The organism is Affinirhizobium straminoryzae (genome assembly GCF_007004135.1).
In the GTDB taxonomy this organism is placed as follows: Bacteria; Pseudomonadota; Alphaproteobacteria; order Rhizobiales; family Rhizobiaceae; genus Neorhizobium; species Neorhizobium straminoryzae.
The window spans coordinates 24,932-40,394 of sequence record NZ_VJMG01000077.1 but is presented as its reverse complement, the minus strand read 5'-3'; the positions used below and the strand labels follow the sequence as shown (position 1 = coordinate 40,394).

Sequence of the window (15,463 nt, the reverse complement as noted above, 5' to 3'; positions counted from 1 at the left end):
AGCAGCAAACGGACGCCGTCGGGATCTGACCAAGACGATCGGGATCTGCGGAAGGAGGAGTTCCGCAGATCCTGTCATGACGAGGAGCGGCGCGCCGGGGGCGACGCCGAAAGGGAGGAAGGACAGGATGCAATACCACGGAAAGATCAGCAGGATCGCCGCGCTCGGTCTTGGCGTTTCGGTCTTCGCACTTCAGGCGCAAGCCTTCGAGACCAGCCCGCCGCCGGAGCCGCCGCCGTTTCCCGCGCAGGGCAAGATCACCTATGTGCCGCGCGATTCCATTCTGGAGTTCAAGGCGCTGCCATCCTACAGCGAGCCGGCCTGGGTGGCCGACAAGTTCGAGAAGACAGGCAAGCTGCCGCCGCTCAAGGAGCGCCTGCCCGCAGAACCGCTCGTCTACAAGATCGGCAACATGCCGGATGGGGCAGGCGTTTATGGCGATACGATGCGCCATGTCATTGGCGGGCGCCCCGAAGGCTGGAACTATATGGCCGGCCAGAGCCAGGGTTGGGGCGGCATTGACATCGCTCTCTCGGAATGCCTGACCCGCACCGCGCCGCTGTTCCAGGTGGACGCCAAGGATACCGAGCCGCTGCCGAACCTCGCCAAGGGCTGGGAATGGTCGGCAGATGGCCACAAGCTCACCATGCATCTGGTGAAGGGCGCCAAATGGTCGGACGGGGTGCCCTTCACCGCCGATGACGTGATGTTCTACTGGGAGGACGGCGTCATCGACCCGAATGTCTCGCCGCTGGGCGGCGGCGCCTCGCCGGAAGCTTTTGGCGAAGGCACAACGCTGCGCAAGGTCGATGACTACACCGTCGAATGGACCTTCAAGGCCGCCTTCCCCAAGCAGTATCTTTATACCATGGCCTATCCGAATTTCTGCCCCGGACCGGCCCATCTGCTGAAGGCCAAGCATCCGAAATATTCGAAGAACACCTACGACCAGTTCAAGAACGCGTTTCCTCCGGAATATATGAACATGCCGGTGATGGGCGCCTGGGTGCCGGTGGCCTACCGGCCGGACGACATCATCGTGATGCGCCGCAACCCCTATTACTGGAAGGTGGACGAGAAGGGGCAGCAGCTGCCCTACCTCGATGAAGTCCACTTCAAGCTGTCCACCTGGGCCGATCGCGACGTGCAGGCGGTCGCGGGCTCCGGCGACATTTCCAACCTGGAGCAGCCGGAAAATTTCGTGGCTTCGCTGAAGCGTGCGGCCGAACCGAGCGCCCCGGCACGGCTTGCCTTCGGCCCGCGGCTGATCGGCTACAGCCTGCTGATGAACTTTTCCGCCAATGGCTGGGGTTCGCCGGACGAGCGCGAACAGGCGGTGCGCGAGCTGAACCGCAACCTGGAATTCCGCCAGGCCGTGACATCCGCCATCGACCGCAAGGCCGTCGGCGACAGCCTGGTCAAGGGGCCGTTCACCGCGATCTATCCGGGCGGGCTGTCCTCCGGCACCAGTTTCTACGACCGCGCCTCGACCGTCTATTATCCCTACAATCTGGAAGAGGCGAAGGCGGCACTGAAAAAGCTGGGGCTGGTCGATACCGACAATGACGGCTTCGTCAACTTCCCGAAGGGCACCGCCGGCGGCAAGAATGTCGAGATCGTGCTGCTCGTCAACAATGGCTACACCACCGACAAGAGCCTGGCGGAAGGGCTTGTCGGCCAGATGGCGAAGATCGGCATCCGCGTCGTCATCAATGCGCTCGATTCCAACCAGCGCGACGCCGCCCATTATGCAGGGCGCTTCGACTGGGCGGTCCGGCGCAACAGCTCGGAACTGGCCTCCGTCGTCCAGAACACCGAACAGCTGGCGCCGGTCGGCCCGCGCACCAGCTGGAACCACCGCGCGCCGGAAGGCAAGGACCTCGACATCCTGCCCTTCGAAAAGCAGATGGCCGATCTGGTGAACCGCTTCATCGCCTCGCAGGACAATGCCGAGCGGGCGGACCTGATGAAGCAGTACCAGAAGATCTCGACCCAGAACCTCTACACCATCGGCCTGACGGAATATCCGGGGGCGCTGATCATCAACAAGCGCTTCTCCAACATTCCGCCCGGCACGCCGATCTACATGTTCAACTGGGCGGAAGATTCGATCATGCGCGAGAGGGTCTGGGTCGCGGCCGACAAGCAGGGCAAGTACGAACTCTTCCCGCAGCAGCTGCCCGGCAAGCCGGGCGACGGTGGCCCGACCAACTAAGGCTCCTCCCTGAGAAAAGGACTGCCGGCCGCGCGTGGTGCGCGGCCGGACGGGACATCGGAAAGGTCGCGTCCCGCGGCCCTTGCAAGGCAGAGAGGAAGCCATGCCGAGATTTCTCCTGACGCGGATCGCCTCGGCCGTGCCGGTGCTGCTGATCCTGAGCATTGTCACCTTCGCGATCATCCAGGCGCCGCCCGGCGACTATGCCGATTACATCCGCTCGCAGCTGATGAACCAGGGTGGCGCCTCGTACGAACAGGCCGAGGCCCAGGCGCAGGCCTATCGCGTGGAACATGGCCTCGACCAGCCGATGGCGGTGCAATATCTCAACTGGATCACCGGCATCGTCACGCGCGGCGATTTCGGCTACAGCTTCTATTACAACAAGCCGGTGGCGGAGGTTGTCGGCGAACGCCTGCCACGCACGCTGGCGCTGGCGCTCGTCTGCCATATCCTGGCCTCCCTGTTCGGGATCACCTTCGGCATCTGGGCGGCAACGCGGCAATATTCCTGGGTCGACAACCTTCTCTCGGCCGTCTCCTTCCTCGGCATGACCATTCCGCGCTTCCTGATGGCGCTGGTGCTGGTCTACCTGATGGTCTTCCATTTCGACGTGTCGGAGATCGGCAGTTTCTTCTCGCCGCAATATGGCGGCGCGCCCTGGTCATGGGCAAAATTCGCGGACCTCGTGCACCATGTCTGGCCGGTGGTCGCCATCGCCGTGTTCGGCGGCCTCGCCTACAACATGCGCGTGATGCGCGGCAATCTGCTCGACACGCTGAACGCGCAGTATATCGAAACCGCCCGCGCCAAGGGCCTGCCGGAGAGCGCGGTGATCCTGCGCCATGCGGTGCCGAACGCGCTGCATCCGCTCGTCATGTATCAGGGTGTCGTTCTGCCCTACATGCTGAGCGGCGAAATCGAAACCGCCATCATCTTTGCGCTGCCGACCGTTGGCCCCGCCATCGTCGGCTCCATGGCGGTCGGCGATGTCTATGTGACCGCCACCTTCATGATGGTGCTCGCGGCAACGCTCGTGGTCGGCAACATCATCGCAGACCTGCTGCTTGCGCTGCTTGACCCGCGCGTGCGCCAATTCGGGAGAGCGTGAGATGCTGGCCATGAACGAGATCAAGACCGACACCCTTGCTGCGGACCGCGGCCATGCCTCCCGCCGCAGTGAAAGCTATGCCGCTCTGGTCTGGCGGCGCTTCCGCCGCTCCTTTACCGGCATGATGGGGCTCGTCCTCGTCGCGCTGCTGGTGCTGATTGCCGTGTTTGCCGATTTCGTCGCACCGATGAACCCGGTCGAGACACACGAAAGCTTCTCGCCGCCACAGGTCATCAGCTTTCGTGACAAGGAGGGCGGCTTCACCTGGCGTCCCCGCGTCTATGCGACCGCCGAGACCGGCGACCTGGACCCCGTGACCTTCCAGCCGGTGGTCGGACCGGATCTCGACCATCCGCGCCTCCTGGGCTTCTTCGTGAAGGGGGCGGAATACCGACTGTTCGGCCTCGTTGCCACCGACCGTCACCTCTTCGGCACCCTCGACGGCGAGCCCGTCCATGTCCTCGGCACCGACAAGTTCGGGCGTGACGTGCTGTCACGCGCCATCCACGGGTCGCGCATTTCACTGGCGATCGCGCTCAGCGTGGTCGCCATAGTCACACTCGTCGGCACGAGCGTCGGTCTGATTTCCGGCTATTTCGGCGGCGCGGCCGATGCCTGGATCCAGCGCTTCGTGGAGATCGTGCTGGCCTTCCCGCAGCTGCCGCTTTACCTGGCGCTGACCTCGCTGATCCCCGTGACGGCACCGACGCAGGTCTTCCTCACCTTCGTGGTGGTCGTCATGTCGGCGCTCGGCTGGGCGCAGATGTCGCGCGAGGTGCGCGGCAAGACGCTGGCGCTTGCTCGCATCGAATACGTGAGGGCCGCGATCGCGGTCGGCGCCACCGACCGGCGCATCATCTTCCAGCACATCCTGCCGAACGTGATGAGCCATGTGATCGTGGCGGTGACGCTGCATATCCCGACCGTCATCCTGCTCGAATCCTTCCTCGGCTTCCTGGGATTCGCGGTCAAGCCGCCGCTGATCTCCTGGGGCCTGATGCTGCAGGACACCGCCACCTATTCGGTGATCGGTTCCTATCCCTGGATTCTCTCGCCCGTCGCCTTCGTGCTCGTCGCCGTCTTCGCCTTCAATGCGCTGGGCGACGGTCTGCGCGATGCCGTCGATCCCTATTGAGGAGCCTGTCCATGGCTGTCGTCCGGTTGAACCCTCACGCCCCCGAAACCCGCCTCGACCATGAGGCCCGCAAGGGCGAGCCCATTCTCGATGCACGCCATGTCGCCGTCACCTTCAAGGTGGAGCATGGTCATGTGGAGGCGGTGAAGGACATTTCCTTCCAGCTCTACCGCGGTGAAACCATCGCCATCGTCGGCGAATCCGGCTCCGGCAAGTCGGTCACCGCCCGCACGGTGATGGGCCTTTTAACCAAGCGCGCGACGATCGCGCCAACGGCGCGGATCGCCTTCAATGGCGAGAACATCCTGAACTTCTCGCCGCGCGCACGCCGGGCATTGCGCGGCAACCGCATCTCGATGATCTTCCAGGAGCCGATGAGTTCGCTCAATCCGCTCTATACGATCGGCAGCCAGATCGTTGAAGCGATCCGCGTCCATTCGCGGATCGGCAAGGCGGAGGCCGAGGCGCGTGCGCTCGATCTCCTGCGCCAGGTGCAGATCCCGGAGCCGGAGGCGCGGCTGAAACAATATCCGCACCAGCTTTCCGGCGGCCAGCGGCAGCGCGTGATGATCGCCATGGCGCTGTCCAACGATCCGGACGTGCTGATCGCCGACGAACCGACGACGGCACTCGACGTGACGGTGCAGGCGCAGATCCTGCAGCTGATCCGCGATCTGCAGCAGGCGCGCGGCATGGCCGTGGTACTGATCACTCATGACCTCACCATCGTCAGAAAATTCTCCGACTACGTCTATGTGATGCAGCATGGCGAGATGCGCGAGCACAACACGACGGCAGAAATCTTTGTCCGCCCGCGCCATGCCTACACGAAGAAGCTGCTCGCCTCCGAGCCGCATGGCAGCGCCTCGCCGCTGCCGGACAATGCCCCACCGCTTCTGACGGCGCGCGGGGTCAAGGTGTCCTTCATGATGCGGCATGGCGGCTTCTTCAAGCCTGATCTGCGCGAACTGGTGGCGGTCGACAGCCTCGGCCTGACGCTCCGGCGCCACGAGACGCTGGGGATCGTCGGCGAGTCCGGCTCGGGCAAGACCACCTTCGGCCAGTCGCTGCTGCGTCTGAACGAGCCTGTAGCGGCCGAGATCACCTTCGATGGCGAGCGCGTCGATGGCCGCACGCGCAAGGAGATGCGCCCCTTGCGCGCCCGCATGCAGATCGTCTTCCAGGACCCGTTCGCCTCGCTCAATCCGCGCATGACGATCGGCCAGATCATCGAGGAGGGCCTGATCGTCAACGGGATCGGAAAAGGCCGGGCCGAACGGATGGAACGGGTGCAGGACGCACTGAACGCCGCCGGCATGCCGGTCGACATCCTTTCCCGCTTCCCGCACGAGTTTTCCGGCGGCCAGCGCCAGCGTATCGCGATTGCCCGCGCCATTGCGCTGGAACCGGAATTCATCCTGCTCGACGAGCCGACCTCGGCGCTGGACCTCTCCGTGCAGGCGCAGATCATCGATCTCCTGCGCAAGCTGCAGGACGAGCGGGGCCTCAGCTACCTCTTCATTTCCCACGATCTCAAGGTGGTGCGGGCGCTCTGCCACCGCGTCATCGTCATGCAGCACGGCCGGATCGTCGAGGAAGGCGCCGTGGCCGACGTGCTGTCCAACCCGAAGACCGACTACACCCGGCGGCTGGTCAAGGCCGCCTTCGACATTGCCTGATTGCAGGAGGAATGACATGGCAAGACAACCCAGGATCACGTTCATAGGCGCCGGCTCCACGGTGTTCATGAAGAACATCGTCGGCGACGTGCTGCAGAGGCCCGCCCTTTCGGAGGCCACCATTGCGCTGATGGACATCAATCCGCAGCGACTGGAAGAAAGCGCCATCGTCGTCAACAAGCTGATCGCGACGCTCGGCGTCAAGGCCAAGGCGGAAACCTATACCGATCAGCGCCGCGCCCTTCAGGGGGCCGATTTCGTCGTCGTCGCCTTCCAGATCGGCGGTTACGAGCCCTGCACCGTCACCGATTTCGAGATTCCGAAGAAATTTGGCCTGCGCCAGACGATTGCCGATACGCTCGGCGTCGGGGGCATCATGCGGGGGCTTCGCACCGTACCGCACCTCTGGAAGATCTGCGAGGACATGATGGCCGTCTGCCCCAGGGCCATCATGCTGCAATATGTGAACCCGATGGCGATCAACACCTGGGCGATCGCTGAAAAATACCCGGAGATCCGCCAGGTCGGGCTCTGCCACTCGGTGCAGGGCACGGCGATGGAACTCGCCCACGATCTCGACATCCCCTACGAGGAGATCCGCTATCGGTCCGCCGGCATCAACCACATGGCCTTCTTCCTGGAATTCGAACATCGACAGAAGGACGGCAGCTATCGCAGCCTCTATCCGGATCTCGTGCGCGCCTATCGCGAGGGCCGTGCACCCAAACCCGGCTGGAACCCGCGCTGCCCGAACAAGGTGCGCTACGAGATGCTGACCCGTCTCGGCTATTTCGTCACCGAAAGCTCGGAGCATTTTGCCGAATACACGCCCTATTTCATCAAGGAGGGCCGCGAGGATCTGATCGAGAAGTTCGGCATTCCGCTCGATGAATATCCCAAGCGCTGCATCGAGCAGATCGACCGCTGGAAGGCGCAGGCCGCCGAATACCGCTCCGCCGATCGCATCGAGGTCAAGCAGTCGAAGGAATATGCCTCATCGATCATCAACTCGGTGTGGACCGGCGAACCCTCTGTCATCTACGGCAACCAGCGCAACAATGGCTGCATCACCTCGCTGCCGACCGATTGCGCGGCGGAAGTGCCCTGCCTGGTGGACCATAACGGCATCCAGCCGACCTTCATCGGGGATTTGCCGCCGCAGCTGACGGCGCTGATCCGCACCAACATCAACGTGCAGGAACTGACGGTGCGGGCGCTGATCAGCGAAAACCGCGAGCACATCTATCATGCCGCGATGATGGACCCGCATACGTCCGCCGAACTCGACCTCGACCAGATCTGGTCGCTGGTCGATGACCTGCTCATTGCCCATCGCGACTGGCTGCCGGAATGGACGCAAAACCCCACGCTTCAGAAAAAGGCCAGCTGACGCATCCCGCAAACCCGAAGCCGGCGTGCGCCTATCGCGCGCCGGGTTCTGATCCGCACGCCGCGCCGATCCCGAGGCGGTCGGCCATGCGGATCAGATCGGCCACCGTGTCGGCCTGCATCTTGCGCATGACATGGCCGCGATGCACCTTCACGGTCACCTCACTGAGGCCGATCTCGGCGGCGATCTGCTTGTTGAGGCGGCCAACAACCACCCGCGCCATCACCTCGCGCTCGCGCGCCGTCAGCGTGGCGAAGCGTTCGCGCAGTTCGGAGGCCTGATCGTCCTGCCGCAGCCGCGCACGGTCTCGGTCCAGGGCCTCGCGGATCGCATCGAGCAGGTCCTGTTCGCGAAACGGCTTCAGCAGGAAGCTGACGGCACCGGCCTTCATCGCCTTGACCGACATCGGCACGTCACCATGGCCGGTGAGGAAAACGATCGGAATGCATCGGCCCATCGCCGCCAGCTCGTCCTGGAAATCGAGGCCGCTGGCATCGGGCATGCGGATATCGAGAACGAGGCAGCTCGGCCCGGTTACGGGCGGATGCGCGAGAAACGCCCGCGGCGAGGCAAAGCCGTGGCTGTCATAGCCGACGGAGCGCAGCAGGCTGTCGAGCCCGGCGCGAACGGATTCGTCGTCGTCGATCACATAGACCGTGGGGCGCTCACCCATCGGCTGTCTCTCCTTTCGAAACGGGGATGATTGGCAGGGTAAAGCCGAACACCGCGCCGTGGGGAAAATTGGCAGCGGCATAGATCCGGCCGCGATGGGCTTCGATGATCGAGCGGCTGATGGTCAGCCCCATGCCCATGCCCATCGGCTTGGTCGTCTGGAAGGCTTCGAACAGGCCGTCCGCACCGGAGCCGGGCAGGCCGGTGCCGGTATCGCGCACGCTGACGGTGATCGTGCGGTCGTCGCGTGCCGCGCAGACGAGCAGATCACGCCGCGCCGGATCGACGCCCGCCATGGCCTCGATGGCATTCATCAGGAAATTCAGCACCACCTGCTGCATCTGGATGCGGTCACCGGTGACCGGCGGCAGGTCGGTCGCAAATTCGGTCCTGAGCAGAATATCGTGGTTGCGCAGCTCGGCACGCACCAGCGCCAGCGCCTCGGAAATCACCTCGACGATATCGATGGGATCGCGCGAGGGAGGCACGCGGGCAATCAGCCGTCGCACGCGGCCAATCACCTCGCCGGCCCGCTCCGCATCCTGCACGATCCGCCGGATGGCGCTTTCGGCCTCTTCAAGGTTCGGCGGCGCGGCGGAGAGCCAGCGCAGGGCCGCATTGCCGTTGGCTGCAATCGCGGTGACCGGCTGGCTCACCTCATGCGCGATGGAGGTGCCAAGCTCGCCGATGGTGGTCAGCCGCGACATGCGTGCCAGTGCTGCCTGCGCCAGCCGTGTGCGCGCCTCCACCACCTCGATGCGCATGGTGAGGAATGTGGTGGCTCCGATGGCAAGCAGGCTCAGCACGCAGTTCATCAGGCCGGATTCCTGCGCGCCCCGTTTGGTCAGCACATAGCTGACGATGGTGAGAATGGCGCAGAGGCTGCCGACGGTCAGGATGGCGCGCGGCCTGCCGGCCCGCACCGAAACCAGAATGACGGCAGCATAGAGAACGGCAAAGGCAATCTCGCGGTCCGTCAGCGTATCGGCAACGAACACGCCACTGGCAAGAAGAGTGACTGAGAGCCACAGAAGCGGCGCCTCGATCAGATACCGCACCATGATCGCCCTCCCGTGCCGGCTGTTTTCTCGGTTCGCATCCGCAAGACAGTGTCACAGGCAATGGTCTTCCTGCAACGGTATCTCCCGACCTGTCCGGCAGGGGAAGACCGCTCCGGCGGGCCGTGACGGCCCGCCGGCTGCACGTGGCGGATCAGCTCGGATTTTCGAGCGTGAACAGATCCGCATCCTCGTCATAGGCGAAATATTCACCGTAACGCGCCCAGTTGGTCACGGCGCGCAGCGTGATGTCGGCCTGCTCTTCCGACATGTAATCCTCCAGCTCGTCGCGGAAGCGGCGGGCAGGCGCCCGGTGCGTCGGGCGCTCGTCCAGAATGCGTCGGATATGGGCGGCCAGCGGCACGAAGGTTGCCAGCTGCTGGGCAAACAGACGCTTGCGGTCGTCGACATCACTGTCGGAAAAATGCATGCCGGCAGGCGTCAGCCGGATCTCGCCGCTTTCCAGATCGGCGAAACGCAGCAGTTGCAGGGTTTCGGCAACGGGAAACAGGTCATCGATTTCCATGTGCAGATGCGCGGCCAGCGGCGAAAGCACCGCCTTCCCGTGACAGGGTTCGGCAGCCACCTTCTCGATCAGGCCCGACATCAGGTTGGTCGAGACGCGCGGCAGTTCGAGCGCGATGCCCGTGCCACGGAACAGGCCTTCACGGGTCGGCGCCGTGCTTCTGGCGGTCATGCGGGCATAGATGTCCTCCACCAGCATGCGGAAGGCCGGGTCGAGGCGGTTGCGCGGCTGCGGAAGGTCGACACGGATTTCGGCGACGACCCGGCCGGGATTGGAGCCGAAGATCAGGATGCGGTCGCACATCAGCACCGCTTCCTCGATGTTGTGCGTCACCATCAGGATCGATTCGATCGGCATGCGGCCTTCGCACCACAGATCGAGCAGGTCGGTGCGCAGCGTTTCGGCCGTCAGCACGTCGAGCGCCGAGAAGGGCTCGTCCATCAGAAGCACGCGCGGACGCACGACGAGCGCCCGGGCCAGCCCGACGCGCTGGCGCATGCCGCCGGAAAGTTCTTTCGGATAGGCGCTTTCGAAGCCATCGAGACCGATCAGGTCGATTGCGGCCAGCGCCCGCTTGCGCCGTTCCTCCGGGCCGACACCCTGTGCTTCGAGGCCAAGCTCTACATTCTGCAGAACGGTCAGCCAGGGAAACAGGGCAAAGCTCTGGAAGACGACGGAGATGCCGGCATTCGGACCGGTGACGGGGCGCCCCTCGAAGGTGATGTCACCGGTGCTCGGACGGATCAGGCCGGCAATGGCGCGCAGCAGTGTCGACTTGCCCGAACCGGAGCGGCCGAGCAGGCCGACGACCTCGGCGGGGCGAAGGTCGAGATCGACATTGTCGAGGACGACCAGCGAGCCGGCAGCGCCCTTGTCATAAACCTGGCAAACCTTTCGGGCCTGGACCAGCGGTGCAGCGGCGGTGATTTCGGTGTTGTTGAGGAGAACGGTGGTTTCCATGGTGATCACTCCCCGGAAGGATCAGTTGAGACGCAGGCGGCGTTCGGCAAAGACATAGAGCGGACGCCAGAGACCGCGGTTGAGCAGGGTGACGAAGAGGGACATCACGGCGATGCCGAGCACCACCCGCGGATAATCTCCCGCCTCGGTCGCCCGGGCGATGTAGGAACCGAGGCCGAAAGCCTCGAGCTTGGTATTGCCCCAGCTGACCACCTCGGCAACGATGCTGGCGTTCCAGGAGCCGCCGGACGCCGTCAGCGCGCCGGTGACATAATAGGGGAAGATCCCCGGCAGGATCGCCCGCCGCCACCAGAGCCAGGAGCGGACCTGATAGACCGACGAGGCTTCCTTGAGATCGGTCGGGAAGGCGCTCGCTCCGGCAATGACGTTGAACAGGATGTACCACTGGGTGCCGAGCACCATCAGCGGCGCCAGCCAGATGTTCGGGTCCACCCCGGTGCGCACGATGGCGACCACCGCAAAGGGAAAGAGCACATTGGCCGGAAAGGCCGCCAGGAACTGCGCCACCGGCTGCACCCGTTCGGCAACGGCTGGCCGCAGGCCGATCCACACACCGATCGGAACCCAGATGACGCTCGCGACCGCAATCAGCGCAATCACCCGCAGAAGGGTGACCACCCCGCCGGCAAAGGCTTCGCGGGCATCGGCAAGGGTCAGGGTCTGGCTGACATAGGCAAAGGCGGTCCACAGCCCCCAGGCACCGCCGGCCACGATCAGGCAGAGCCACGCCCAGTCCAGAACACGGCTGGTGCGCGCTTCGCTGCGGCCGGCAGACGGCGCGGACGGCATCACCGAGGGAAGCCGCATCAGCATCAGGCTCTGCCAGAGCCGGCCAAGCGGCCAGAACAGACGCTTCAGCAGGCGCGTGCGCTTGATGAGGCTGTAGACCCAGGATTCGGGCTTGTCCTGACCGGCGGTCTGCTCGACACGGAACTTGTCGGCCCAGGCCACGATGGGGCGGAACAGGAACTGGTCGTAAAGCAGGATGACGACGCCCATGGCGAAGACAGCCCAGCCGACGGCGGCGAAATCGCGCTTGTCGATCGCCACCGCCAGCCAGGAGCCGAGGCCCGGCAACTGGATCGTGGTGTTGCCGACGGTGATCGCTTCCGAGGCGACGACAAAGAACCAGCCGCCGGACATCGACATCATGGTGTTCCACACGAGACCGGGCGCAGCAAAGGGAGCTTCCAGCCGCCAGAAGCGCTGCCAGGCCGTCAGGCCGAAACCGCGGGCGACCTCCTGCAGGTCACGCGGCACCGTGCGCAGCGACTGGTAAAAGGAGAAGGCCATGTTCCAGGCCTGGCTGGTGAAGATCGCGAAGATCGACGCGCATTCGGCCCCGAGCTGGCTGCCGGGAAAGATGCCGATGAAGAAGGTCACCGTGAAGGTGAGGAAACCGAGCACCGGCACCGATTGCAGGATGTCGAGCGCCGGAATGATGATCATCTCGGCCCGCCGGCTTTTGGCGGCCAGAGTTGCTACCACGAAGGTAAAGACCAGCGAGGCGCCAATGGCCGCAAACATGCGCAGCGTTGTGCGCAGCGCATATTCCGGCAACCGCGCCGGATCGAGCACGAGCGGGGCCGAATCGAGCCCCTCGAGGGGTGCACGCATTTCGGCCGCGCCATGCAGGGCAAGCACCGCAATGGCGGCCAGGGCGGCGAGCGCCACCAGATCATAGAGGTTCGGCAGAATGCGGGCGCGCGCCAGGGCGGCAACGGCGCTGTGTCCGCGGCGATCATGGGAAAGAAAGACCATGTGAATCCTCATGGACGAAAGAAAGGTCGTGATCCGCCCCTGGCCTCAGGAAGAGGCTGATCAGGATGATGCGGCATGACCGTAAAGAAAGGGAGAAACATGCCGTCTGCGATCCTGCAGCGGACGGGATGCCGAGTGACGCCGGCGCGCGGCGGCTCAGACGACGCTGCACGATCGAGCGGGACAAAGGCACGCGCGAAGCTGTCGATACGGAAAAAGGAAGGCAAGGGCGGTTCGGCCGCCGTCAATAATCGTGGTGTTCATGGCTCACCTCTTCAGTCCGCCAGGGCGGGTCCGAGGGGCGAGCCGGACAGGCTAGGCCCGACCGGTCTGCACCCGACGGTTCGAGCCGTGGGCGGTCCAGGGTCTGATGATGACCATCCGGTGGCGGCCTGATGCCGCAACCGGACAGCGACTAGGGTAGCTGTCCATCTGCTTCTTGATCAGTTGTTGGCATCGTCGTCGCAGGCATGGTGCACTGCGAAGACAGGCCGGTCATGGCACGCGGGCGTAGCCCGGTCAATGAGGCCTTGGTGCAGGCCCGTTATACGGAGGTATAATCGCGCTCCGGTCGGCGGCGTAAGACCCCTGACAAACGGGGGGCCTGATCGTCAGGCAAGCCGACACCCGCAAATCTCATGCGATCAAAATGTTTCTGTTGCCTAGTTTGTAGCCATTGTTGAATTTGCCAAAACGATATGCATAACTGCCGATCACCCCGTGACGCGCAGAGCGGCCCCTTCCGGATTGCCCGTCGTCAGTACGTGAGAAGTGACTGCAATGCCATCGACAGACGCCGCGCCCTTGACCCCGCTTGCGCTCTCCGAGGATCTGCCACCGGCGACGGTGATGCCGATCTGGACGCCGGAGGGGCCGATGGCCCTCTGGCGCAGCGTCGGCGGCACGCTTTCGCTGGCCGCCGACCGGTGTCCGCATCGCGGCATGCGCCTGTCGCACGGCTTCGTGCGCGGCGAGGCGCTGTCGTGTATCTATCACGGCTGGAGCTACGATCAGGGCGGCCGCTGTCTGCGCATCCCCGCCCATCCGGATCTCGAGCCGCCGGCCTCGATCCGCGTGGCGACGGGCTCGGTGCTGGAAGCAGGCGGCGTGATCTGGCGCGCACGCGCGGACGATCCATCGCTGCCGCCCGATTTTCCGGGCTTTGTGCCGCTTCGCTCCCTGTCCTTTGCCGTCTCCCGCGATGTGATCTCTCGGACGCTTGGCGGCGAAAGCGCTGGGCCAGGGATCCTGAAGGGCACGCTTGCCGGCAGCGCCGTCATTCTGCTGTGCGCCGAGCAGGCCGAGGGCACCAGTCTCATCCACCTGCTGGCGCCGGCCGATGCGACGCTCGACCAGCGCATTGCCGTGTCGCGTGCCGCCGAAACGCTGCGCCGTGCGGCGGAAACCGGAACCACGGAGGCTGCGGCATGACAATCGGCGCAATGCGTGACGAATGGTATCCGGTCGGACTGCGCAGCAAGGTGGATGCGAACGGCCAGCAGACCCTGCTGATGGGTGAGCCGATCCGCCTCCATGAGAGCGAGGGCGGCGAGATTGTCGTCGAAACCGCCGATGGCCGGAGACTTCCGGTGGTCATCGGTCACGGCCATGTCTGGACCTCGCTCGGACAGCCGGACAAGCCGCTGTTTGCCATTCCGGAGGCCGACCAGCCCGGCCGGCGTCTGGTGGAGGTGGGTGTCGTGCGGGTGCGCTGCTCGCCGTTGCGCGCTGTCGAGAACTTTCTCGACATCGCCCATTTCCCCTTCGTCCATACCGACATCCTCGGCGCCGAACCGCATACGGAGGTGGAGCGCTACGAGGTGGAAATCCGCGAGCATGAAGACGAGGTCTGGGCGACCAAGGTGAAATTCTACCAGCCGCAGGCCGCCAAGTCCGCCGCCGGCGGCATCACCACCGATTACATGTACCGCGTGCCGGCGCCGACCTGCTCCGTGCTCTACAAGACCTGCCCTGCACGCCCCGGCGAATGGGACGTGATCACCCTCTTCGTGCAGCCGCTGACCGAGGAGCTCTGCGACGTCTGGCCCTGGATGGCGCTCTATGACGACGTCACCCCCATGACCGACCTCATCCATTTCCAGCAGATGATCTTCCTGCAGGACCGCTCGATCCTGGAAAACCAGATCCCGCGCCGCCTGCCACTCGATCCGGGCATGGAAATTCCCACCCGCGCCGATCTCACCTCCGTCGCCTATCGGCGCTGGCTGAAGCGGCACAATTATACCTATGGCGCGCAACTGGTGGCGCAATGAAGCTTTACGACTACATCCTCTCGCCGAGCTGCTACAAGGTGCGCCTGCTGGCGGCCCTTCTCGGCATTCCGCTGGAACTGCGCGCGGTGGATTTTCATCCGGGCGGCGAGCATCGTACCCCCGCGCTTCTGGCGCTGAATCCCGCCGGCTCGATCCCGATCCTGGAAGATGACGACCTGCGCCTGACGGAGAGTGCTGCCATGCTCGTCTATCTGGCGAGCCTCAAATCCTCGGACTGGCTCGGCCGCGACACGGCCGCCGAGGCTGCCCGCACCGAGCAGTGGCTTTCCTTCGCCCAGCGGCTGACCGCAAGCCTCGGCGGCGCGCGTCTCTGCGAAATGCTGCTGCGCCCCGGCGATCTGGCCGCCCTGCAGGCCGCCGGTATCGCGGCGCTGAGGGAGCTGGAAGCGGCGCTCGTCGAACAGCGCCTGCGCGGCGAGCGCTTCCTGGTCGCCGACAGGCCGACGATCGCCGACATTGCCTGCTTTCCCTATGTGGCACTGGCACCGGATGGCAGCGTGTCGCTTGATCCCTATCCGTCGATCCGCCTGTGGCTGCGGGCCGTCCGCGCCCTGCCGGGCTTCATCGAGATGCCGGGCATCCACCGCCTGCACGAGTTGAAGCCGGAGCCCGTTCATGGCGCGGAAGGGGAGCCTGCCTGA

General features: G+C 64.6%; 12 protein-coding genes. 8 read left to right on the top strand and 4 right to left on the bottom strand.

Annotated elements, in window-relative coordinates; translation table 11 throughout:
- The first annotated feature begins 127 nt into the window (after window positions 1-127).
- The 5 genes from FNA46_RS22480 to melA all read left to right on the top strand — a co-directional run bounded on the left by FNA46_RS22480 (window position 128) and on the right by melA (window position 7,530).
- A complete protein-coding gene (locus FNA46_RS22480) occupies window positions 128-2,215 on the top strand; it encodes an ABC transporter substrate-binding protein (protein ID WP_143127458.1) in 2,088 nt (695 codons plus the stop codon).
- Window positions 2,216-2,318: 103 nt separating this feature from the next.
- Window positions 2,319-3,326, top strand: a complete 1,008-nt coding sequence (locus FNA46_RS22475) for an ABC transporter permease (RefSeq protein ID WP_143127457.1) — start codon at window positions 2,319-2,321, stop codon at window positions 3,324-3,326.
- Window positions 3,327-3,336: 10 nt separating this feature from the next.
- Complete coding sequence (locus tag FNA46_RS22470; protein WP_425468796.1) at window positions 3,337-4,461, top strand: ABC transporter permease; 1,125 nt, start codon at window positions 3,337-3,339, stop codon at window positions 4,459-4,461.
- Between the two features lie 11 nt (window positions 4,462-4,472).
- Window positions 4,473-6,140 (top strand): ABC transporter ATP-binding protein, encoded by a 1,668-nt coding sequence (locus tag FNA46_RS22465; protein WP_143127455.1) that lies wholly within the window; start codon window positions 4,473-4,475, stop codon window positions 6,138-6,140.
- Window positions 6,141-6,156: 16 nt separating this feature from the next.
- On the top strand, window positions 6,157-7,530 hold the full coding sequence (gene melA, locus FNA46_RS22460; protein WP_143127454.1) for an alpha-glucosidase/alpha-galactosidase: 1,374 nt from the start codon (window positions 6,157-6,159) through the stop codon (window positions 7,528-7,530).
- Between the two features lie 31 nt (window positions 7,531-7,561).
- Here the strand turns inward: melA and FNA46_RS22455 are convergent, their stop codons facing one another.
- The 4 genes from FNA46_RS22455 to FNA46_RS22440 form a co-directional block, all read right to left on the bottom strand.
- The gene (locus tag FNA46_RS22455) at window positions 7,562-8,203 is read right to left on the bottom strand and encodes a response regulator transcription factor (protein ID WP_143127453.1); all 642 of its coding nucleotides are present in this window, start codon (window positions 8,201-8,203) and stop codon (window positions 7,562-7,564) included.
- Entirely contained in the window at window positions 8,196-9,263 is a 1,068-nt protein-coding gene (locus FNA46_RS22450) for a sensor histidine kinase (RefSeq protein ID WP_143127452.1), read from the bottom strand. Before FNA46_RS22450 ends, FNA46_RS22455 begins: the two co-directional genes overlap by 8 nt.
- Before the next feature lie 151 nt (window positions 9,264-9,414).
- A complete protein-coding gene (locus FNA46_RS22445; RefSeq protein WP_143127451.1) occupies window positions 9,415-10,746 on the bottom strand; it encodes an ABC transporter ATP-binding protein in 1,332 nt (443 codons plus the stop codon).
- A 21-nt stretch (window positions 10,747-10,767) separates the two neighbouring features.
- On the bottom strand, window positions 10,768-12,528 hold the full coding sequence (locus tag FNA46_RS22440; protein WP_143127450.1) for an ABC transporter permease: 1,761 nt from the start codon (window positions 12,526-12,528) through the stop codon (window positions 10,768-10,770).
- A 780-nt stretch (window positions 12,529-13,308) separates the two neighbouring features.
- Between FNA46_RS22440 and FNA46_RS22435 the strand changes: the two genes are divergently transcribed.
- From FNA46_RS22435 to FNA46_RS22425, 3 genes are read left to right on the top strand one after another with little or no spacing between them, the layout of a single operon-like run.
- A complete protein-coding gene (locus tag FNA46_RS22435; protein WP_143127449.1) occupies window positions 13,309-13,959 on the top strand; it encodes a Rieske 2Fe-2S domain-containing protein in 651 nt (216 codons plus the stop codon).
- Window positions 13,956-14,801 (top strand): aromatic ring-hydroxylating oxygenase subunit alpha, encoded by an 846-nt coding sequence (locus FNA46_RS22430; RefSeq protein ID WP_143127448.1) that lies wholly within the window; start codon window positions 13,956-13,958, stop codon window positions 14,799-14,801. The genes FNA46_RS22435 and FNA46_RS22430 overlap by 4 nt, the downstream gene beginning before the upstream one ends.
- Window positions 14,798-15,463, top strand: coding sequence for a glutathione S-transferase family protein (locus tag FNA46_RS22425; protein WP_143127447.1), 666 nt, complete (start codon window positions 14,798-14,800; stop codon window positions 15,461-15,463). The genes FNA46_RS22430 and FNA46_RS22425 overlap by 4 nt, the downstream gene beginning before the upstream one ends.

Bases quoted from the DNA above. Each gene is read 5' to 3' on its own strand.
- FNA46_RS22480 (WP_143127458.1), top strand. From the start codon at position 128: ATGCAATACCACGGAAAGATCAGCAGGATCGCCGCGCTCGGTCTTGGC.
- FNA46_RS22475 (WP_143127457.1), top strand. From the start codon at position 2,319: ATGCCGAGATTTCTCCTGACGCGGATCGCCTCGGCCGTGCCGGTGCTG.
- FNA46_RS22470 (WP_425468796.1), top strand. From the start codon at position 3,337: ATGAACGAGATCAAGACCGACACCCTTGCTGCGGACCGCGGCCATGCC.
- FNA46_RS22465 (WP_143127455.1), top strand. From the start codon at position 4,473: ATGGCTGTCGTCCGGTTGAACCCTCACGCCCCCGAAACCCGCCTCGAC.
- melA (WP_143127454.1), top strand. From the start codon at position 6,157: ATGGCAAGACAACCCAGGATCACGTTCATAGGCGCCGGCTCCACGGTG.
- FNA46_RS22455 (WP_143127453.1), bottom strand. From the start codon at position 8,203: ATGGGTGAGCGCCCCACGGTCTATGTGATCGACGACGACGAATCCGTT.
- FNA46_RS22450 (WP_143127452.1), bottom strand. From the start codon at position 9,263: ATGGTGCGGTATCTGATCGAGGCGCCGCTTCTGTGGCTCTCAGTCACT.
- FNA46_RS22445 (WP_143127451.1), bottom strand. From the start codon at position 10,746: ATGGAAACCACCGTTCTCCTCAACAACACCGAAATCACCGCCGCTGCA.
- FNA46_RS22440 (WP_143127450.1), bottom strand. From the start codon at position 12,528: ATGGTCTTTCTTTCCCATGATCGCCGCGGACACAGCGCCGTTGCCGCC.
- FNA46_RS22435 (WP_143127449.1), top strand. From the start codon at position 13,309: ATGCCATCGACAGACGCCGCGCCCTTGACCCCGCTTGCGCTCTCCGAG.
- FNA46_RS22430 (WP_143127448.1), top strand. From the start codon at position 13,956: ATGACAATCGGCGCAATGCGTGACGAATGGTATCCGGTCGGACTGCGC.
- FNA46_RS22425 (WP_143127447.1), top strand. From the start codon at position 14,798: ATGAAGCTTTACGACTACATCCTCTCGCCGAGCTGCTACAAGGTGCGC.